The sequence below is a fragment of the Geomonas terrae genome (assembly GCF_004791675.1).
Classification (GTDB): Bacteria; Desulfobacterota; Desulfuromonadia; order Geobacterales; family Geobacteraceae; genus Geomonas; species Geomonas edaphica.
Map to the genome: position 1 here is coordinate 1,221,092 of NZ_SRSC01000001.1, position 19,550 is coordinate 1,240,641.

General features: G+C 63.6%; 21 protein-coding genes and 1 pseudogene. 17 read left to right on the forward strand and 5 right to left on the reverse strand.

The annotated features are described in order from the left end of the window. Window positions 1-12 precede the first annotated feature (12 nt). A complete protein-coding gene (locus tag E4633_RS05145; protein WP_135869171.1) occupies window positions 13-462 on the forward strand; it encodes a YbhB/YbcL family Raf kinase inhibitor-like protein in 450 nt (149 codons plus the stop codon). A 54-nt stretch (window positions 463-516) separates the two neighbouring features. Here E4633_RS05145 and E4633_RS05150 read toward each other — a convergent pair whose 3' ends face one another. Continuing rightward, window positions 517-924 carry a bacteriohemerythrin gene (locus E4633_RS05150; protein WP_135869172.1) on the reverse strand — a complete coding sequence of 136 codons (408 nt, stop codon included), beginning with the start codon at window positions 922-924 and terminating at the stop codon, window positions 517-519. A 74-nt stretch (window positions 925-998) separates the two neighbouring features. Continuing rightward, window positions 999-1,370, reverse strand: coding sequence for a hypothetical protein (locus tag E4633_RS05155; protein ID WP_135869173.1), 372 nt, complete (start codon window positions 1,368-1,370; stop codon window positions 999-1,001). Window positions 1,371-1,533: 163 nt separating this feature from the next. Here E4633_RS05155 and E4633_RS05160 point away from each other — a divergent pair, with 163 nt between their 5' ends. The 3 genes and pseudogenes from E4633_RS05160 to E4633_RS20865 all read left to right on the forward strand — a co-directional run. Next, window positions 1,534-2,640 carry a lipid II:glycine glycyltransferase FemX gene (locus E4633_RS05160; RefSeq protein ID WP_135869174.1) on the forward strand — a complete coding sequence of 369 codons (1,107 nt, stop codon included), beginning with the start codon at window positions 1,534-1,536 and terminating at the stop codon, window positions 2,638-2,640. Window positions 2,641-2,778: 138 nt separating this feature from the next. Next, entirely contained in the window at window positions 2,779-2,976 is a 198-nt protein-coding gene (locus E4633_RS05165) for a rhodanese-like domain-containing protein (RefSeq protein WP_135869175.1), read from the forward strand. Window positions 2,977-3,003: 27 nt separating this feature from the next. Then, window positions 3,004-3,090: pseudogene (locus E4633_RS20865) on the forward strand (rhodanese-related (seleno)protein); the annotation flags it as partial. 48 nt (window positions 3,091-3,138) lie between these two features. On the opposite strand, the gene E4633_RS05175 reads toward E4633_RS20865, so the two are convergent. From E4633_RS05175 to E4633_RS05185, 3 genes are read right to left on the reverse strand one after another with little or no spacing between them, the layout of a single operon-like run. After that, entirely contained in the window at window positions 3,139-4,767 is a 1,629-nt protein-coding gene (locus tag E4633_RS05175; protein WP_135869176.1) for an ArnT family glycosyltransferase, read from the reverse strand. Then, window positions 4,754-5,032 carry a lipid-A-disaccharide synthase N-terminal domain-containing protein gene (locus E4633_RS05180; protein WP_135869177.1) on the reverse strand — a complete coding sequence of 93 codons (279 nt, stop codon included), beginning with the start codon at window positions 5,030-5,032 and terminating at the stop codon, window positions 4,754-4,756. The genes E4633_RS05175 and E4633_RS05180 overlap by 14 nt, the downstream gene beginning before the upstream one ends. Next, the gene (locus tag E4633_RS05185; RefSeq protein WP_246037912.1) at window positions 5,032-5,742 is read right to left on the reverse strand and encodes a glycosyltransferase family 2 protein; all 711 of its coding nucleotides are present in this window, start codon (window positions 5,740-5,742) and stop codon (window positions 5,032-5,034) included. Before E4633_RS05185 ends, E4633_RS05180 begins: the two co-directional genes overlap by 1 nt. Before the next feature lie 204 nt (window positions 5,743-5,946). Here E4633_RS05185 and E4633_RS05190 point away from each other — a divergent pair, with 204 nt between their 5' ends. The 13 genes from E4633_RS05190 to E4633_RS05250 all read left to right on the forward strand — a co-directional run bounded on the left by E4633_RS05190 (window position 5,947) and on the right by E4633_RS05250 (window position 19,547). Further along, the gene (locus tag E4633_RS05190) at window positions 5,947-6,948 is read left to right on the forward strand and encodes a [citrate (pro-3S)-lyase] ligase (protein ID WP_135869179.1); all 1,002 of its coding nucleotides are present in this window, start codon (window positions 5,947-5,949) and stop codon (window positions 6,946-6,948) included. Next, entirely contained in the window at window positions 6,945-7,208 is a 264-nt protein-coding gene (gene citD, locus E4633_RS05195; protein WP_129124872.1) for a citrate lyase acyl carrier protein, read from the forward strand. The genes E4633_RS05190 and citD overlap by 4 nt, the downstream gene beginning before the upstream one ends. Next, the gene (locus E4633_RS05200; RefSeq protein WP_135869180.1) at window positions 7,209-7,685 is read left to right on the forward strand and encodes a PPC domain-containing DNA-binding protein; all 477 of its coding nucleotides are present in this window, start codon (window positions 7,209-7,211) and stop codon (window positions 7,683-7,685) included. Then, a complete protein-coding gene (locus E4633_RS05205) occupies window positions 7,685-8,605 on the forward strand; it encodes an HpcH/HpaI aldolase/citrate lyase family protein (protein WP_135869181.1) in 921 nt (306 codons plus the stop codon). The genes E4633_RS05200 and E4633_RS05205 overlap by 1 nt, the downstream gene beginning before the upstream one ends. After that, window positions 8,592-10,130, forward strand: coding sequence for a citrate lyase subunit alpha (citF, locus tag E4633_RS05210; RefSeq protein ID WP_135869182.1), 1,539 nt, complete (start codon window positions 8,592-8,594; stop codon window positions 10,128-10,130). The genes E4633_RS05205 and citF overlap by 14 nt, the downstream gene beginning before the upstream one ends. Beyond that, window positions 10,105-10,599, forward strand: a complete 495-nt coding sequence (locus tag E4633_RS05215; protein ID WP_135869183.1) for a citrate lyase holo-[acyl-carrier protein] synthase — start codon at window positions 10,105-10,107, stop codon at window positions 10,597-10,599. Before citF ends, E4633_RS05215 begins: the two co-directional genes overlap by 26 nt. Next, entirely contained in the window at window positions 10,589-11,416 is an 828-nt protein-coding gene (locus tag E4633_RS05220; protein WP_135869184.1) for a triphosphoribosyl-dephospho-CoA synthase, read from the forward strand. The genes E4633_RS05215 and E4633_RS05220 overlap by 11 nt, the downstream gene beginning before the upstream one ends. A gap of 32 nt (window positions 11,417-11,448) precedes the next feature. Continuing rightward, window positions 11,449-11,772, forward strand: a complete 324-nt coding sequence (locus E4633_RS05225; protein WP_162604939.1) for a phosphatase PAP2 family protein — start codon at window positions 11,449-11,451, stop codon at window positions 11,770-11,772. A 2-nt stretch (window positions 11,773-11,774) separates the two neighbouring features. Beyond that, complete coding sequence (locus E4633_RS05230; RefSeq protein WP_246037913.1) at window positions 11,775-12,515, forward strand: class I SAM-dependent methyltransferase; 741 nt, start codon at window positions 11,775-11,777, stop codon at window positions 12,513-12,515. Window positions 12,516-12,654: 139 nt separating this feature from the next. Then, a complete protein-coding gene (locus E4633_RS05235; RefSeq protein WP_135869186.1) occupies window positions 12,655-13,548 on the forward strand; it encodes an ATP-binding protein in 894 nt (297 codons plus the stop codon). A gap of 316 nt (window positions 13,549-13,864) precedes the next feature. Beyond that, window positions 13,865-15,208, forward strand: coding sequence for a TolC family protein (locus E4633_RS05240; protein WP_135869187.1), 1,344 nt, complete (start codon window positions 13,865-13,867; stop codon window positions 15,206-15,208). Then, window positions 15,205-16,302, forward strand: coding sequence for an efflux RND transporter periplasmic adaptor subunit (locus E4633_RS05245; protein ID WP_135869188.1), 1,098 nt, complete (start codon window positions 15,205-15,207; stop codon window positions 16,300-16,302). The genes E4633_RS05240 and E4633_RS05245 overlap by 4 nt, the downstream gene beginning before the upstream one ends. Window positions 16,303-16,337: 35 nt before the next feature. Further along, complete coding sequence (locus E4633_RS05250; RefSeq protein WP_135869189.1) at window positions 16,338-19,547, forward strand: efflux RND transporter permease subunit; 3,210 nt, start codon at window positions 16,338-16,340, stop codon at window positions 19,545-19,547. Window positions 19,548-19,550: the final 3 nt, after the last annotated feature.

Genomic DNA, 19,550 nt, shown 5'->3' on the forward strand with positions numbered 1-19,550 from the left:
AGGGGGTGACTCATGGGAGAGATGCGGTTGACCAGCCCGGCCTTCAAGGACAACGGGCGCATTCCGGCCAGGTACACCTGCGATGGTGACAACATCAATCCGGAACTCCGGATCGAGCACGTGCCGGACGGCACCAAGTCGTTGGCCCTGGTCATGGAAGACCCGGACGCCCCGAACGGACTCTGGGTGCACTGGATCCTTTGGAACATGGGGCCAAGGACCGCCGAGCTCGTGGAACAGGCGGAGCCGCGCGAGGTGGTGATCGGCAAGAACAGCTGGGGACACAACCGGTACGGCGGGCCCTGCCCCCCCTCCAGCACCCATCGCTATATCTTCCGGTTGTACGCGCTCGACACGACGCTGGAGCTGGCGGGAACGGCGAGCAAGGGGCAACTGGACGTGGCGATGCAGGACCATGTCATCGAGGAGGCGGTGCTGACGGGGCTCTACGGCGGAGGGTAGCGAACAGGGAGTGGGAAACGCGGCGTCCGGTATCCTTGCCGGACGCCTTTTTTTTTACAGTTGGGCCACTTCGGTCACGTACTGGGCAAGGGAGCGGTCCGTGTTCTGGATGTGCGCCACCAGCCAGTCCTTGAGAAAGACGAGAACGTCGATGGCAACGAAGGATTCGCCCGCCTCAAAACGGTCCCTGAAGTTGTGGATGGACTTGATGAAGGTGCGGTGGGCGGCGGTGTGAGCCTTCGCTGCCGGGTAGCGCACCTCGTGCATCATGGCTTCCTCGGTGCCGAAGTGGTACTGGGTGTAGTCCAGAAGTTCCACCACTATGTCATGAAGTTCATGGGTGTGGTCGTGCTGCATGAGCGCGTTGTAGCAACGGTTCAGGATCTCCACCAGTTTTTCGTGATCGGCGTCGATCCGCTGCACTCCCAGGATCAGGGCTTCATCCCATTCAACCAGCGTCATTTGTCGCTCCGGCTCATTAGTGGTGTTTGCTTTCCATCCTTATCGGCGCGCTGCGCCGGAACTGAAATCTCTCCCTACTTGAAGGCGATGACGTCGAGCCGGCCGTAATCCCCGCGCTGCGCCTTCATGGTGCGCCGCTCGAAGGCGATCTCCCTTCTCTTCTGCTCCTCAACCCCCGCCTGTGTGCCGGTGGCGCCGATCCTGGAGAGGGCCTGTTGCAGCACGAAGCCTCCGGCCAGAAGCGACGCGAGGGCGAACCTGCGCTTGGCGAGAAGCCCGACGGCGCCGGCTAAAAGCAGGTACGCGGGAGGGTTAAGCACGAAGTCGAGCAGGGCATGCGCCCCGAGCCTCATGTTCAGGCGCCGCAGTTGCGGGTCGAGGTTTTCTCTTTGGTCCTCGCGGTAGTTAAGTGGCCGCTCTGCCCATTCGGTCAGTCTTTCGCCCATGACTCCCTCCTTTGCCGGATTTGGCAACGACAAGTATCTTAGCAGCACCCGCACTTTCATCAACACGACGGGTTCATTTTGTACAGTGCGGCGCACCTTGACTTGGATCCGGCGGCGGATAGAGTAAGACGTTGTTAATTTGAGGGAGTCCGGGAGGTAGGCAGTGGCTATTGACGTTTCCCGCGAAGCGCTCGAGGCAGACCTCGGCAGCGGGGTGAGTCTCATCGATCCGCTGCGCAACCATCGCTGGGACCGGTTCGTTCACGCCCATCCCTACGGCTGGATCACGCACCTCTCCGGCTGGAAACGGGTGCTGGACAACAACTTTTCGCACATGTGCGGCTATTACCTGGCGCTCACCGCTCCCGGCGGTGCCATCAAGGCGGCACTCCCGATCTACGCGGTGCGGAGCTGGCTGACCGGCCGGCGCCTGGTAAGCATCCCGTTTGCCACCCTCTGCGATCCGCTGGTGTCGGAGCCGTCCGAGATGGAGATCCTGTGCGACGCGGTGCTGCGGCTTGCCGAGCACCTCGAGATCCACCGCATCGAGATCAGGACGGCGCAGGCGCCACACCTGCTCGATCCGGAGAGGTTCCGCACCGACTGCGGTCTGAAACACCACTTCATCAAGCTCTCACGCGATCCCGAGGAGGTCCGGATGCGCTTCCACAGAAGCTGCGTGCGGCAGCGCATCCTTCGCGCCGAGCGATCGGGGCTGAACATAATACGGGGAAGGCGCGAGACGGACCTGATGGACTTCTACCTTCTGCACCGGGGCATGAGGAGGAAAAAGGGGCTTCCCCCGCAGCCGTACGCCTTGGTGAAATCGCTGTGGCAGACCTTCTCCGGACAGGGGCTCGCGGAGCTCCTGCTTTGCCGCAAGGGTGCCGAGACGATCGCCGGGGTGCTGCTTTTCAACTACAAAGGACGTGTCTCCATCGAATACTCCGCGATGAACACGGACCACATCAACTGCAGCCCCCTGCATTTCCTGCTCTGGAACATCATCAAGGACGCCTGCCGCGCCGGGTACCAGCGGTTCGATTTCGGGCAGACCAAGGAGCAGAACAAAAGCCTGATGGACTTCAAGTCCCATTGGGGGACCGAGATCCTGGATCTTCCCCACTTCCTCTACCCCAACGACTCGGAGCTCCCCTGCCCGATATACGACCGGTCACTGGCGAGGAAGGCGTTGCATTACCTTTGCAACAAGGCGCCGGATACGGCGCTTGCCTATCTGGGGGAGTTCTGCTACCGCCACATGGGGTAGCGCTGCCTCCCCGGGTGAAGCGCTCCGGCGGCCGATGTCGGCACCTTCGGGTGCCGCATGAGACCGGCCTGCCAGGAGGTGGTAGATAACAGCAGCAGTGGTCCAGGGGCCATCCTAAGGGGATGGAAGGAGGAAGTCATGGCCGAGGTGAAAAGGATCCAGATTCAGGAGGCGCGCAGGAAGGTGCAGGATGGGGAGGCCCTCTTCGTCTGCGCCTACGACAGTGAGGAGATGTGCGGCGGGATTCGCCTGGAGAAGGCGCTGACCATGGGAGAGCTCAACGCGAGGCTCCCGGAGGTCCCGAAGGAGAAGGAGATCATCTTCTACTGCAACTGACCGCAGGAACACACGTCTGCCGGTCGGGCAGCGGAGTTCCAGGAGATGGGGTTCACCAAGGTGTCGGCGCTCAAGGGTGGCGTGAACGCCTGGAAGGAGGCGGGGTTCCGGTAGAAATTGCTTGAAATGCAAAAGGGCCCTCCGCCGCCGGAGGGCCCTTTCTTATTCCTGGTTTTCCGCCGCTCTCCGCAACGCACCGGCTTCTTTCAGATAACGGTCGACCCCTGTACGGTTCCAAAGCACCACCTGCTTGCTCCTGAAAGGCTGCAGGAAGAAATACTCCCCCGCATCGATACGCCGCTTGTCCGGCTCGTACGTGATAAGGGCCACTTTGTCGTGGGTCGCCACGTATGCGCCTACCTCATCCGCATTCTTGAGCTCCACCAGGGGGCGTTCCAGCCGCCCCATGAAATGAAACTGACCGTGGTACTTATCGGCGTGCAGCACCTCGTACCCTTCGGCCTGCTTCTCCCTGATCGCCTGAGCGATGGGGTGCAGGTCGTAGCGCAGGAACATGGTCTGCCCGCCCAGCAGTACGAGCGCGCAACAGGCAAGCGAGGCGGCGGCCACCCGGGTGACCAGGGCGGGCATGGTGCGGGGGCGCAGGCAGAAGAGTATAGCGCCGACCAGGACGAGGCCGCCGGCGGCCCACCTCACCTCGTCCAGGTCGAAGTGTCTGAGCATGCGTCCGTGACTGATGAACGAGGCGGCGAGAAGGCCGGCACCCAGAATCAGGTAGAGGAGCGCTATGGGGAGTCTCCAGCGCGCGACGTCCCCCTTCTCCTGGGCGATGCTCTTCGCCATGAGGAGACTGAAGGCAGGGAGCACCGGGATCAGGTAGTGGACCTGCTTCCCGGAGAGCAGCGAGAAGACGACGAGGCTCGCGCCGCACCAGATCATGACCATGCGGGACCCGGGATCTGCGGTGAGCCTTTTCCAGGCGCGCCACGCCGGGGGGAACAGGGCCCACGGCAGGAGCAGGGTCGGGATCCAGGGGAGGTACCACCAGATCGGGCGCCTGTGGGCGAAGGAGTTGGCCATCCGGTTCACCGTCTGTCCCCAGAGGATGGCGCGGCGGTAGGTTTCGCCGCCGGTCAGCGCCGCGGGGACGAGCCAGAGGGAAAGAACCCCGATGCCGATCAAAAGGGAGAGCCCGATGGAGGCGTACCACCTGCCGGCGGGGCGCTCCCCGGGTGCCCAGAAGGGTGCGCAGAGTGCGACCGGCAGGATGTAGACCAGAACCACGGGACCCTTGGTGAGGATGCCGAAGCCTATGGCGACCCCGAGCTGAATAAACCAGAGGAGGCGCTGCTCCTTCACCGCCGAGATCACCGCATCCACCGCGAGCAGCACCCACAGGGTGAGTACGACGTCGAACATGATCACCGCGGACCACAGGAGGTAGGAGAGCATGGAGGCGAGGACGAGCACGGCGTAGCGGGCGACCTGTTCGTCCTGCCAGAGCCTCTTCGCGATCCGGTGCACGAGGGCCACGTTCATCATGCTGAAGATGAGGGGGATGAAACGGAGCGTTCCTTCGTTCACGCCGAAAAGGAGCCAGTCGAGGTTGAAAAGCCAGAAAAGCAGCGGGGGCTTGTGGGAGTAGGGGAGCCCGTTTTGCAGCGGGACGATGTACGACCCCTTGTTCCACATCTCCCAACCGACCGAAAGGTAGCGGGTCTCATCGATCGGGAAGTATGGGAGCAGAAGGGAAAACGCGATGACCGGAAAGGCGAGGATTGCGAAGGGAAGCAGCCAGCTCTGGCTACTCCATGGTTCACGCTGCGGCATCTTTCTTTTCCTTGTGGATGAAGAAGAGGTTTCTGACGTAGACCGTGGAGCCGAAGGCCTGTCCCAGGATGAACACCGGGTCCTTGCGGTACAGCGAGTAGACAAGGAGGATCAGCGAGCCGAAGATGCTGAAGTACCAGAATGACTCCGGAATGACGCTCCTTCTCTTGCGTTCGGTGGCGATCCACTGCACGACGAAGCGCATGGTGAAGAAAAACTGCCCGGCAAGACCGATGCCTACCCAGGTTTTCTCGGAAAGTGTCATCAGTCGAACCTCGTGATCGTTACGTTTTTAGCACGCATGCGCAGCCAGCAGACGCCGAAGATGTCGACTATGCCGACCCACAACCTGTTCAGCGTGCCGTACTTGGAGACGCCGGCGATGCGTGGACGGTGGTGCACCTCGACGGAGATGACGTCTCCACCCTTCATCCTGATCAGGGCCGGGAGGAAGCGGTGCATGTGGTCGAAGAAGGGGAGCTCGAGAAAGGCCGCGCGGTAGAAGACCTTGAGGCCGCAGCCGGTATCCGGGGTCTCGTCCCGAAGGAAGAAGCGCCGGTAGGCGTTGGCGATCCTGGAGCTTATGATGCGCCAGGGGGAGTCGTCCCTCTTCTTGCGGTAGCCGGCCACCATCTTTAGGTTGGGGTTGGTGCTGTTAGTGATCGCCTCGATCATCTTCGGGAGGTCTGCGGGGTTGTTCTGGCCGTCACCGTCCAGGGTACCGATCAGGGTGCCGCCGGCCTGCTTGATGCCGGTCGCAACGGCGGCGCTCTGGCCGTAGGCGCGGTCGTGTTGCACCACCTTCAGGGCAGGAACGGACTTCTTCAGCGCAAGCAGCCGCGCATGGGTGTCGTCGGTACTGCCATCGTCGACCACCACGATCTCACAGTCGAGGCCGGTCGCCACGATTTCCTGGACCAGGGACGCTATGTTCTCTGCCTCATTGTGGGCAGGTATCACTACTGAGATATTCATCATCGGTCTTTGCTTTTTGGAAGTAATATCTGTGTTTTGCCAACTGCAAACGATAGCACGAGAGGGTGTCAGCATCATAGTTTTTTCTGAATACGACCTGGCACTTTCCACAGGCTGTGAGAGATGCGGCCGTCCTGTGAGAACGGAAAAGTTTTTTTGGTATACGCGGTTACGTATACATATCTTTGGTGTTAGTCTTTGCGGATGGTTACTTCACTTCTCTCCACGGATGATCTCGGGCAGGCCCGGGCGCTGGTAGAAGCAAGCGGCCTTCGCTTCGAAGCCCCCTACGACGACCTGGTCGGCGTCTTCGAGGCGGGGCGCCTCGTGGCGGTCGGGGCGCGGCAGGGTCGCGTCCTCAAGATGCTCGCGGTGGCCCCCTCGCACCAAGGGGGGACGCTCCTCGACGAGGTGGTAACCGAACTGGTCGGCCGCGGTTATCAGGACGGCGTCGACTCCTTCTTCGTTTTCACCTCACCCGCCCTCGTCCCGGGTTTCGAGGCGCTCAACTTCAACCTCTTGGTCGCCTCCGGCACGACCGCCCTCCTCGAATACGGCGACGGCCTTAGGCGCTACCTCTCCCGATACGCAAAGCAGGTCCGTGCCGGCAACAACGGCGCCATCGTCGCCAACTGCAACCCCTTCACGCTCGGACACCGCTACCTGATCGAGCAGGCGGCCGCGGCCGTGGACCAGCTCTTTCTCTTCGTGGTGCGCGAGGAGCGCTCCCTGTTCCCCTTCGGCGCCCGCCTGCGCATGGTGCAGGAGGGGACCGCGGACCTTGAAAACGTCGTCGTCCTCGATACCTCCTGGTACGCCGTTTCCAGCATCACCTTCCCCACCTATTTCCTCAAGGGGGGCGACCCCGGCGGCGCCATCCAGATGGAGCTCGACCTTTTGCTCTTCGCCCGGCACGTTGCGCCGCACTTCCACGTGAAGACCCGTTTCGTCGGGACCGAGCCCTGGTGCGGCACCACCGCGGCCTACAACGAGGCGATGCACCGCATCCTCCCTCCGCTTGGCGTCGAGGTGCAGGAGATCGAGAGGAAAAGCGGCATGGACCGTCCCATTTCGGCCTCGCGGGTGCGGGATATGCTCCTGAACGGCGAACTGGAGGGGATCGCGGAACTGGTGCCGGTAAGCACCCTGGATTTTCTCCTCTCCAGCGAGGGGATCAAGATCTGGGTAAAGGGGGAAAGCAAATGAAGATCGTGAAGAAGGCACAGGCGGGGACGATGCAGTCCAGCGACCTTATGGTGTTTCTGGAGCCCGCGGAGACGCTTTCCGTGACCATCGAGTCGACGGTGGTGAAACAGTTCGGCGCGCTGATCCGGGCCAAGGTGGACGAGGTGCTCGAAAAACACGGCATCGAGTCGGGCGAGGTGCGCATCACCGACCGCGGCGCCCTCGATTACGCCATAGAGGCGCGCCTTGAGACGGCCATAATGCGCGCCACGGAGGGATAGATGGAAGGACTCTGGTACAAGGAGTGCACCAACGGCAGACGCTTCATCATCAAGATCACGCCGGGAGAGCGCCTCACCACGAGGCTTTTGCAGTTCGCCCACCTGACCGACGTGCGCTACGCCATGATCGTCTCGGCGCTCGGCAGCGTGAAGAACGTGAAGTTGAGGGGGATCAAGACCGGCGCGAAGCTCCCCATCACCACGCCGCGCATCACGATCCACGAGATCGAGGGGCCGTGCGAGCTTTTGGGGCTGCAGGGGAACATCGTCCCGGGCGAGGACGAACTCCTCGACTGCCACTTCCACATCATGATGTCCAAATCCTCCGGCGAGGTGGTCGGCGGGCATTTATACGACGCCGAGGTCTTCGCCACCTGCGAGATCGTCTTAACCGAACTCGACGTCTCCGGCGTCGAACGCCACGTCTCCAAGGTCGGCGGCATCCCGACCATCTACATCGACGAGGAGTCCTCCTGATGGCCGCCTTCAAGCTGCGACGCTCCCTGCTCTACGTCCCGGGCAACATGCCCTCCATGCTGCAGAACATCCCCATCTTCAACTGTGACTCGGTGATCATCGACCTGGAGGACGCGGTGCCGTTAGCCGAAAAGGACGCGGCGCGCCACCTGGTGAAGCGCTTCCTTTTGAACTACACCGACCGCAACAAGGAACTCCTGGTCCGCATCAACCCGCTCGACTCGAAGTGGGGGTACGAGGACCTCAAGGTGGTTCTCCCGGCCATGCCGGACGGGATCAGGCTTCCCAAGGCGGACACCCCGGAGATCGTGGAGCGCCTCGACACCCTCTTGACCGAGTTCGAGGAGGAGCTCGAGGTGGAGATTGGCCGCTTCGGTATCCTCCCCTCGCTGGAGAGCGCCTTGGGCGTCATCAACGCGGTCGGCATCGCAAACAGCTCGGAGCGCATCTTCGCCCTCGCCTTCGGCGCCGAGGACTACACGGCGAGCATGGAGATCGAGAGGAGCCGCGGCGGCGAGGAACTCTTCAACGCGCGGACCCGGGTCCTTTGGGCCGCCAAGGCGAAGGGGATCCAGGCGGTAGACACCATCTTCGCTGACGTCTCGGACATGGAGGGGCTACGGGCCGAGACCGAGCTTGCGAAGAGGCTCGGCTACACCGGGAAGTGCCTGGTGAACCCGCGCCAGATCGAGGTGGTGCACGACGTTTTTGCGCCGAAAGAGCACGAGGTTGAGTACGCTCTCCAGGTGATCGAGGCGATCAAGCGGGCGCGGCAGTTGGGCACCGGCGTCATCGCCCTCGGGGGGAAGATGGTCGACGCCCCGGTGGTGAAGCGGGCGGCCCGCGTACTGCGCACCGCCTACGCCCACGGCATGGTGGATACCCTGATCGACGAGGAGGAGATTCATGGCGCTCAATAGCCTGGGACGGGAGATCCCGGATTCTTACGCGGGAAAAAGGCTCGTCCCCTACGGCGACGCCTGGTCGCTGCGTCCGGAAGGGGCCGTCGCCGCCCGCCCGGTGAAGCGCGTGAACCCGGGAGAGGGGAAGCGGCTCTCCTCGCTCAGGGAGGCGATCGAGGCAAGCGGCCTTGCCGACGGGATGACCATCGCCACGCACCACAGCCTTCGAAACGGCGATTTCCTCCTGAACCGCATCGTGGCCGAGATCGCGGCGCTCGGGCTCAAGGGGATCTGGATCGCATCCTCCTCGGTGCACCCGGTGCACGCCGAGATCATCCCGCACATTAAAAGCGGCGTCATCGCGGGCTTCCAGTGCGGCGTGAACGGCCTGATCGGCGAGCTGGCGAGCCGCGGCGAACTCTCCTGCCCCATCGTGGTCAGAACCCACGGCGGCCGGGCCCGCTCCATCATCGAGGGGAGCGTGAAGATCGACGTCGCCTTCATCGCGGCCCCATGCTGCGACGAGTACGGCAACATGAACGGCTACTACGGGCCGTCGGCCTGCGGCAGCTTGGGGTACGCGCAGATCGACGCGGGCTACGCCTCCTGCGTCGTCGCGGTCACCGACAACCTGGTCCCCTTCCCGGCGATTCCCGTCGGCATCCCGCAGACCCTCGTCGACTACGTCGTGGTGGTCGATCGCCTGGGGGACCCGGCGAAGATCGTCTCCACCACCACCCGGGTCACGACCGATCCGGTCGGCCTGCAGATCGCGAGCTACGCCTCGCAGGTGATCGAGGCGTCCGGGCTTTTGCAGGACGGCTTCTCCTTCCAGACCGGCTCGGGGGGGATCTCGCTCGCCGTCGCGGAGAAAGTGCGTAACGCCATGCGCAAGGGTTCCATCAAGGGGAGCTTCGGCTGCGGTGGCATCACCGGCTACTTCGTCGAGATGCTCGAGGAGGGGCTTTTCTCGGCGCTCATGGACGTGCAGTGCTTCGACCAGGAGGCGGTACGCTCCATCGGCGTGAACCGCGCGCACCAGGAGATCAGCGCCGACATGTACGCGAACCCCTTCAACGCAGGGAGCGTGGTGAACCGGCTCGACTGCGTCATCCTGGGCGCCACCGAGGTTGACACCGCCTTCAACGTCAACGTGAACACCGAATCGAACGGCTACCTTCTGCACAACACCGGTGGGCACTCCGACACCGCGGCCGGGGCCAAGCTCTCCATCATCGTCGCCCCCTCGATCCGCGGCCGGCTCCCCATCGTGCGTGACCGGGTCACCACCATCACCACCCCGGGGGACACCATCGGGGTCGTGGTGACCGAGCGCGGTATCGCGGTGAACGACAGGCATGCGGAGCTCAAGGAGGAGCTGATTAGAAGGAAGCTCCCGGTGAAGGACATCGCCGACCTGCAGCGCGAGATCTGCCGCGTAACCGGCACGCCGCGTCCCCTCGAGTTCGAGGACGAGGTGGTGGCGGTCATCGAGTACCGCGACGGGAGCATCATCGATGTCGTCAGACGCGTTAAGGAATAGCCTCCTCGCGGCGCGGGATCGCAGGCAGGAGCTTTTGGACACCCTGTTCCCGACCCCGTTTCCCGCGACGGTGATGCTCTCCTTGAATCTTCCGGGGGGGGAGAAGACCGGCGCGCGGGCCGACCGGCTCTTCGCCTGGGGGGAACGGGCGCTTCTTGCCGCGATGAACGGGAGCGCCGCCGCGCGCGGTCATGACGCCCTCGGCCCCTTCGCGCTGTACCGCACGAGACTTCTCGCCACCCAGGTGAAGCGCCTTGGGATCGCCGTCGAGGGGGCGTACCCGGCGGGAAGGCTCCTCGACCTCGATGTCTACGATCACGCCGGCAACCAGATGGGGCGTGCGGACCTCGATGTCGCCCCCAGAAACTGCCTCATCTGCCGCGAACCGGCGCTCGCCTGCATCCGCGCCGGGCGCCACTCGAGCGACGAACTCGCGCGCGCGGCGAGGGCCCTGATCGATGCGCTCTGAGCTCACACTTTTCTCGCGCAGCCTCGTGCGCGGCGCCTTCATGGAGCTCTACCTCACGCCAAAACCGGGGCTCGTCGACCTGAACGACTCCGGATCCCACCGCGACCTCTCCGTCCCCCTCATGGAAGCTTCCCTCTCCGTCGTCTCCGGGTACCTGCACCGGGTGAGCGCGTCGCTCGCCGCTGGGGAGGAACTCGCGCAGCAGGTGCGCCTGGGGGTGGAAGCCGAGCGGGCCATGCTGGAGGAAGCCGGCACCAACTGTCACCGGGGGTACATCTTTTTGAGCGGTCTGCTGCTCTGCGCGAGCGCACGCATCGGCCGCCGCGACGAGGAGGCTTTGAGCGCGGCAGTGGCGCGGCTAGCCGGGGAGCTCTTCGATCCGGCGGACGACTCGGGGAGTAACGGCAGTCGGGCGCGCGATGCCTACCGGGCCGGGGGGATCCGTGGCGAGGCGCTGCGCGGACTCCCGGCGCTTTTCGGTGAGGCGCTGCCCGCCTTCAGGCGCGAGATGGCGGCGGGCGGCAACCAGGGAAGCGCCACCTTCGCGATGCTGGGGCGGCTCATGGCGAGCGTCGAGGACACCACCGCCCTGCACCGTTGCGGGCGGCAAGGGCTGGAAACGGTGCGCAAGGACGGTGCGACTCTGGAGTGCCTGGTGGCGCAACGCGCCGACTTCATGGCCTTTCTCGCCGAAAGAAACGCCTACTACGTGAGCCGAAACCTTACCATGGGGGGCGTGGCCGACATGCTGGCGCTCTCCTTCGCCTGGCTGAGCCACACCGGAGAGCTTGAGTTGAGGAGTGCCGCCTCGGTTTGACAAGGCATCATTGGTAATATTTAATATTGCCTATGGTCAAATCCGCCCTGCACCATATCGCGATGGCTCTTCTTCTCACCCCCGCCACGGCTACCCTGCCAGGGCCGGCTGCGGTGCTCCCCGATGCCGCGGGCGTCGCCCGCATCACTGCTGACCACCACTACGCCACCGATGTTCTCGCCGGAGCCGCCACCGTGCTCTTCTCCGGCTACCTCCTTCCGAGACTCCTGCACTACGACCAACTGCGCCCTTCGGCCGCAAAGACTGCGGGCGTCACCTCGCTTTTCAAAAAACTTTCGCTGCGCCCGCAGGTCACCGGCTCCGGCGCCGGCTTGAACTGCGAGCTGAGGTTTTAGCCGTGGCACCCGGCGACGAGGCGGCAGTAAACGCGAGGGGGCCGTGGGAAGTGGCGCGGGCGCGCGCCGTCGCGACGCTGCTCGGGGGAAATCTGCGCGACGGCATGAGTATCCTCGACGTCGACTGCGGGGACGGATACCTCAGCAGGTCTCTCTGTTCGGTCTCGCCCGGCATCCGCGTCACCGCCGTGGTCACCGACCTTACCGAAGCGACGGTCGCGCGGCTGGTGCCGGCTCGGGGGGTGATCTACGTGCCGGACCTCCCCGCTGCGGGGAGGCGCTTCGAGCTCACCCTGCTGGTGGACGTTCTGGAGCGCGTCGAAGAGGACCGGCGGTTTCTCAAACGGTTGGTATGGCAGCACGTTGCGGCCGGGGGGCATGTCCTCATCACTGTGCCGGCCTTCCCGTCGCTCTTCAGCGGAAGGGACTGGTTCCTCGGTCGCTACCGGCGCTATCGCCTTAAGGAACTGAGGGAGGTCGCTGCAGCGTCCGGTCTCACCGTCCTCTCCTCGGGCTACCTCTTCGGCTCCCTCCTCATCCCGAAGTTCCTGATCGACCGGTGCACCAAATGGGAGGGGACGCAGGACCCGGGCGCTTCCCCCCTCGGCGGACTCGTAAGCAGGCTCCTCGCCTGTCTTTTGCAACTGGAGAACGCCATGATGATAGTTCTTGCCCGCACCGGCCTCGTCCTGCCCGGGGTGAGCGCTTGGGTCCTCTGCCGCAGCCGGGTTCCATCCAATTGACACATTGTTTTAATTTGACACGCCCATGCCCGATAACGTATACAGAATGGACAAAATTACCGGGGGTTACCGGGACGCGGTTGTTTCATGTCAGCAAACAGCCGGTCCGGGACCCACCACACGGGGGACGGAAACGTACATGCTGAATCTGAAACCGGAAGTCGTGGCCCAGCTCGAACGCGTGCTGAGCTCTGTAGAAATGTTACTCCCCAAGGCCGTGAAGGCGGTCAACTGGGAAACCTGCCACGCCGCTAACTGGCGTCGTCACTCCTTTTCGGGTTACCTCGAGGCGGTGAAGGTCACCGACCAGACGAAGCTCGACGACCTTCTCGGGTGCGAGAAGCAAAAGGAGATCATGGTCAGCAACACGCGCCAGTTCGTGAAGGGGCTCCCGGCCAACAACGCACTCCTTTGGGGCTCGCGCGGCACCGGCAAATCCTCCATGGTCAAGGCGCTCCTGAACGAATTCGCCGCTGAGGGGCTGCGCGTGATCCAGGTAGAGAAGGAGGACCTCATCTACCTCTCCGAGATTTTCAGCGCCGTCGAGGACCAGCCCTACCGTTTCATACTTTTGTGCGACGACCTCACCTTCGAGATCGGCGAACTCTCCTACAAGATGCTGAAAAGCGCCCTGGACGGCTCGGTTTACTGCGCGCCGGAAAACGTCCTCATTTACGTCACCTCGAACCGGCGCCACCTGCTCCCCCAGTACAACACCGACCTGCTCGGCGGCAAATACGTGAACGGCGAGCTGCAGGAGAGCGAGGCGATGGAGGAGAAGGTCTCCCTCTCGGACCGCTTCGGCCTCTGGGTCGCCTTCCATGTCTTCACCCAGGACCGCTATCTTGACGCGGTGCGCCAGTGCGTCGAGCGCGAGGCTAAGAGCCGCAACGTCACCATTCCCTGGAGCAAGGAACTGGAGCTGGAAGCAATCCAGTGGTCACACGACAAGACCAAGCGCTGCGGCCGCACCGCGCTGCAGTTCTCCAAGAACTATGTCGGACACTACCTGCTCGACCAGCCCGGCGCCTGATCCCTCCCGAAATGACACCGTTAAGACCGGCGCGCTCACCTGCGGAGCGCGCCGGTTTTTTTGTTTGGCTTTCCCGAAATCCACCTTCCCCTTGCGAAAGTTCCCTTTCCGCCCCGATTCCCGCCACATTTTTCATGTGGAAAGGGCGGTGCCCTTTCTAAGCTGTTACAATGTTTAGGTCGGGAAATCCGACATAGGCTACTTAACCTATGCTTATAAGGTTATTACCTTGACAATTGACCGCGGAGTATATATATAAGAATTCGAATATATCTTAACGCAAAATAGTGACTATGCCCGCAAGGAGGTTTCCCGGGTGAATAGAAGGTTTGCACCGCTGCTCGCACTGCTCTTTTCCGTCCTGACGACGCCCGCCTTTGGTGAGGTGGTGACGCTGCAGCAGGCGGTAAAGCTGGCCCTCGAAAGCAACCATCTGCTCAAGGCCGCCTCGCTGGAGAAGGGGGCCGCGGAAGAGGGCGTTGCGGCGAGCCGCAGCCGTTACCTGCCTCGCGTGTTGCTGGAAAGCGGCGCGGTCCTCTCCAATACCCCGAGCACCGTTTTCATGATGAAGCTGGATGAAGCCCGCATCAGCCCCGCCAAGGATTTCGCCGCCGATCCCCTGAACAACCCCTCGCCGCGAGGCGACTTCAAAACCGCGGTGACGCTGGAGCAGCCGCTGCTCGATTTCGGCATCTCGAACGGTGTCGCAATGGCGGGCAAGGGGGCCGAGGCGGCGGCGCTGTCCGAAGAGGCAAGGCGCGAGGAAATCGCCTTCCGCGTCTATATGGCCTACCTCGAAGTGCGCAAGGCCCAGGTCTACCGCGAGGTTGCGGAGCAGTCCGTCATCAACGCGCGCGAGCACGACCGGCTGGCGGCCTTACGCGAGAAGGACGGCATCGGCCTCAAATCGGAGCGCCTGCGCACGGCAACAGCCGTTGCCGAGGCGGAGCAGCGCGTGGTGGCTGCGAAAAACGGCCTGCTCATAGCGCGTATGCGGCTGAACCTCGTCGTTGGTGGTGCGCAGGGGGGGGCGCTGGACATCGGCGACATGCCGCGCATGGAGGAGCCGGCGACGGACATGGAGCAGTTGATCGCCCTCGCGCAAAAAAGCCGTCCCGACTTGAAGGCCTCAGAGAACGCGGTCGAGCGGGGCGAGCTCGCGGTGAAGCAGGCGAAAAACGCCTACCTCCCCACCCTCTATGCCCGCGGCAGCTACCAGTTGAACGACCGCGACATGCCGCTTGGCACCGACAAGGATTCTTGGAACGTCGGCGTCAACCTCCGCTGGGAGCTATTCGACGGCATGCGGCGCTCGCATGAGAAGATGCAGGCGGAGCTCTCCAAGAGAAGCGCTGCCGAGATGCTGGAAAACGAGCGGCGTGAAGTCGCGCTCCAGGTGACCGAGAGCGTGCTGCACCGCCAGGAGGCGATGCTCAAGCTTGAGAGCGCCCGTTCCGCGGTGCGGGATGCCGAGGAGAGCCGCCGCCTGGTGACGCTGCGTTTCGGTAACGGCCTCTCCCCGCTTGTCGAGGTGATGGATGCCGAGACCGCCCTGGACCGCGCCCGGGCGAACCTTGTCGAAGTTGAAAACGCCAGTTACGCCGCCACGGCAGAGGTCTATTTCCGTACCGGCGTCTTAATACAGGAGGTCATGCGATGAAAGCCTACCGGGCAGCCCTTTTTGCCCTTGCCATAGCAACAGGTTTCGGTTGCGGCGCGAAGAAGGAGCAGAGCGTCGCTCCCGCGGCCCCCCCCGTGGTGCAGGGAGCCACCGTGGTTACCGTGGCGGCCGAGGATCTGGCCGACGTCCAGGAGGCGGTCGGTACGGTGAAGGCACGCAACACCGCGCCCATCGCCGCGCGTATCGCCGGGAGCGTGAGCCGGGTGTACGTGAGGGAAGGGGAGCGGGTCGGTCGCGGCAAGCTTTTGGCCGCCATCGATGCGGTCGAGAGCGGAGCGGCGGCAGCGGGAGCGGTCTCAGGCGTCGAGGAGGCGGCACGTGCGCTCTCTGAGGCGCAGGCCCAGAAGCGGCTCGCCGATGTCACCTTCGAGCGCTACTCCCGCCTAGTCGCCGAGCAGGCGGTGACCCGCCAGGAGTTCGACACTAAAAAAACCGAGCAGGAGGTTGCCGCCCAAGGGGTGGCGCGGGCCGAGGCGAGGCTCGCCCAAGCGCGCCAGGGTGCGAGAGCCGCCGGCGCCGTCGCGGGCTACGGCAGGGTCACCTCTCCCATAGCCGGTGTGGTGGTTGCCAAGCAGGTCGAGGCGGGGCAGACCGTCTTCCCGGGGACGCCGCTTCTGACCGTTGAAGGTGACGACGGGTACCGTCTGGAGGTTTCCGCCCCGGAGACGCTGCTCGGCAAGGTTAAGGCAGGCGACCAGCTCGGCATCGCGGTAGAGGGGGGGGCGGCCACCGGGCGTGTCTCCGAGGTGGTGCCCGTGGTCGATCCCGCGACGCGGACCTTCACCGTCAAGGTCGATCTTCCCTCCCATGGGCCTCGCTCCGGGAGCTACGGCAAGGCCTTCTTCAAGACCGGATCCAGGAAGGGGATTGCCGTTCCGGAGGCGGCCGTGGTGCAGCGCTCCTCGCTTACCTCGGTCTGGGTGGTGTCACCCGATGGCTTCGCCCGCTTGCGCCTGGTGAAGCCCGGGCGCGCCCAGGGCGGTCGCGTCGAGATCCTTTCCGGACTCGCCCCCGGTGAAAAGGTGGTCACCGCAGGGGTAGAGAAGATGGTCGACGGCGCTAAGGTGCAGTAGGTGGAAGTGAAGGTACCGCCATCATCGGAGATAGCATGAACAACCTGGGTTTCGCGGGGAAGATCGCCCGCGCCTTCATAGATTCCAAGCTGACGCCGCTAATCGTGGCCGCTTCGCTTTTGATCGGGCTCTACTCGGTCTTCGCGACGCCGCGCGAGGAAGAGCCGCAAATCAACGTCCCCATGGTGGACATCTACCTCCCCATGCCCGGCTCTTCTCCCAAGGAGGTCGAGGAGCGGGTGGTCACCACCTTCGAGAAGAAGATCTGGGAGATCAACGGGGTCGAGTACATCTACTCGGCAAGCCGCCAGGGGATGGGGATCATCACGGTCCGCTTCCTGGTCGGCGAGAGTATGGAAGACTCCCTCGTCAAGCTCTACAACAAGGTGATGAGCAACCGAAACCTCCTCCCGCCGGGCGCGGGGGAGCCGCTCGTGGTGTCGAAGTCGATCGACGACGTCCCGATTGTTTCGCTCACCCTCTGGTCGGACCGTTACGACCACCATGCCCTGAGAAAGGTGGCCCGCGAGCTCTGCGACGACCTCCAGAAGGTGGAGAACGTGGCGCACTCGGAGATCAAGGGGGGACTTTCCCGCGAGCTCAAGGTCCGCCTGGACCCGGTGCGGCTCTCCTCCTACGGGCTCACCCCGCTTGCCGTCGCCTCGGCCCTCGATAAGGGGAACGTCTCGCAGCGCGCGGGCTCCTTCGCCTCGGGTAACCGCGAGTACAGCCTGGAGGCGGGTGGCTTCATCTCCGACCCCGCCGACGCGGGAAGGCTCGTCGTCAGCGTGAAGGACGGCCGCCCGGTGTACCTCTCGGATGTCGCCACGATCACCGACGGCGTCCAGGAACCGAAGGACTACGTCTTCTTCGGGCTCGGGCCAGCGGCGGCGCAGAAGAATCTGAAAGGCGGCGCGGCCGACTACCCGGCGGTCACCGTCTCCATCGCCAAGCGCAAGGGTGCGAACGCGACCTGGGTCGCCGAGGACCTCCTGAAGCGGGTCGAGTTCCAGAAGGGGAAACTGATCCCTTCCGAGATGCAGGTGACCGTCACCAGGAACTACGGAGAAACGGCAAAGGACAAGAACAACGAGCTCCTTTTCCACATGTTCCTCGCCGCGATCTCGGTAACTCTGCTGATCGCGGTCTTCATGGGGTGGCGCGCCGGCGCCGTGGCGGCGATCGCGATTCCGGTCACCCTAGCGCTCACCATGTTCATCTTCAACCGGATCGGCTACACGCTGAACCGGATCACCCTGTTCGCGCTCATCTTCTCGATCGGGATCCTCGTCGACGATGCCATCGTGGTGGTGGAGAACATCCACCGCTATTTCACCACGACAAAGTTCAAGCCGCTCGAGGCGGCAGTGCGTGCGGTGGACGAGATCGGCAACCCGACCATGCTCGCGACCCTCGCCGTCATCGCCTCCATCCTCCCGATGGGCTTCGTGGGCGGTCTCATGGGGCCGTACATGCGCCCGATCCCGGTCGGCGCGTCCATGGCCATGGTCTTCTCGCTTCTCATCGCCCTGACCGTCACGCCGTACTTCGCCTACCGCTTCATGAAGGGTGAGTCGCACTACGGCACCGAGGCGCCGCCGGAAGAAAGCTGGATGACGGGCTTTTATCGCCGCATGATGGGGAGGCTTTTGCACGACAAGAAGGTGCGCTTCGGTTTCCTTACCACGGTTGTGGTTCTCCTCATCGTCTCCTGCTCGCTCATCTACTTCAAGGCGGTTACGGTGAAGATGCTGCCGTTTGACAACAAGAGCGAGCTGCAGCTCATCATCGACGCCCCGGAGGGGACGACGCTCGAGGACAACGCGCGCATGGTGGCCGAACTGGGCGACGCGCTCAGGAAGGTTCCCGAGGTGACCGACTTCCAGAGCTACGTGGGGACGAGCTCACCGTTCAACTTCAACGGCCTCGTGCGCCACTACTACCTGCGCCAGGGGCCGAACGTCGCCGAGATCCAGGTGAACCTGGAAGGGAAGGAGGCGCGCTCCGCCCAGTCGCACGACATCGCGAAGAGGATCCGTCCGACGCTCAAGGCGATCACCGACCGCTACGGCGCGCGCCTCAAGGTGGCCGAGATCCCACCGGGACCGCCGGTCCTCTCGACGCTCGTCGCCGAGGTGTACGGGCCGGACCAGAAAACCCGCGTCGACATCGCGAAGAAGATCCGGGACATCTTCAAAAACACCGCCGGGGTCGTCGACGTCGACTGGTACCAGGAGGACGACCAACCCACGCTGCGCTTTGAGGTGGACCGTGAGAAGGCGGCACTCTCCGGGGTGGACGCGGCCCAGGTGGTACAGACCCTGAAACTCGCCGTCGGCGGGACCGACGTGGGGATCATGCACGTGCCGCAGGAGAAGGAACCGGTGCGCATCAACCTGCGCCTGCCGGTAGGCTCCCGAAGCGACGTCTCCTCGCTCTCCTCCATCTATGTCGCGGGTAGCAAGGGTAACGTACCCCTTTCCGAGCTGGTCCGCGTGGTGCGCGGGGTGGAGGAAAAATCGCTCTACCGCAAGAACATGAAGAGCGTGGTGTACGTGATAGGCGACGTGGCCGGGGTGATCGAGGCGCCGGTGTACGCCATCCTCAAGATGCACAAGGATATCGACAACATAGCGCTTCCCGGCGGCTACCACATCGAGCAGCGCGCCGCGACGCAGCCCTGGAGCGAGGAGCGCCCCGGCATCAAGTGGGACGGCGAGTGGCACATCACCTACGAGGTGTTCCGCGACCTGGGCGCCGCCTTCGCCGCGGTCATGGTGCTCATCTACGTCTTGGTGGTGGCCTGGTTCAAGGACTTCACCACGCCGCTTGTGATCATGGCGCCGATCCCGCTCACCCTGATCGGCATCCTCCCCGGACACGCCATCATGGGGGCTTTCTTCACGGCGACCAGTATGATAGGCTTCATCGCCCTGGCCGGCATCATCGTGCGAAACTCCATCATCCTCATCGATTTTGCCGAGCTGCGGCGCCGCGAGGGGATGCCGCTGGACGAGGCGATCATCGATGCCGGCGCGGTCCGCTTCCGTCCCATGCTGCTCACCGCCGCCGCCGTTGTGGTGGGGAGCTTCGTCATCCTGTTCGACCCGATTTTCCAGGGGCTCGCCCTCGCCATGATGTGTGGCGAGATCGCCTCGACGACACTTTCCAGGATCACCATTCCCATTCTTTACTTCATGGTGCAGTCCTGGAAGGAAAAACATCAAAAAAAGCTCGCAGCTTAGGAG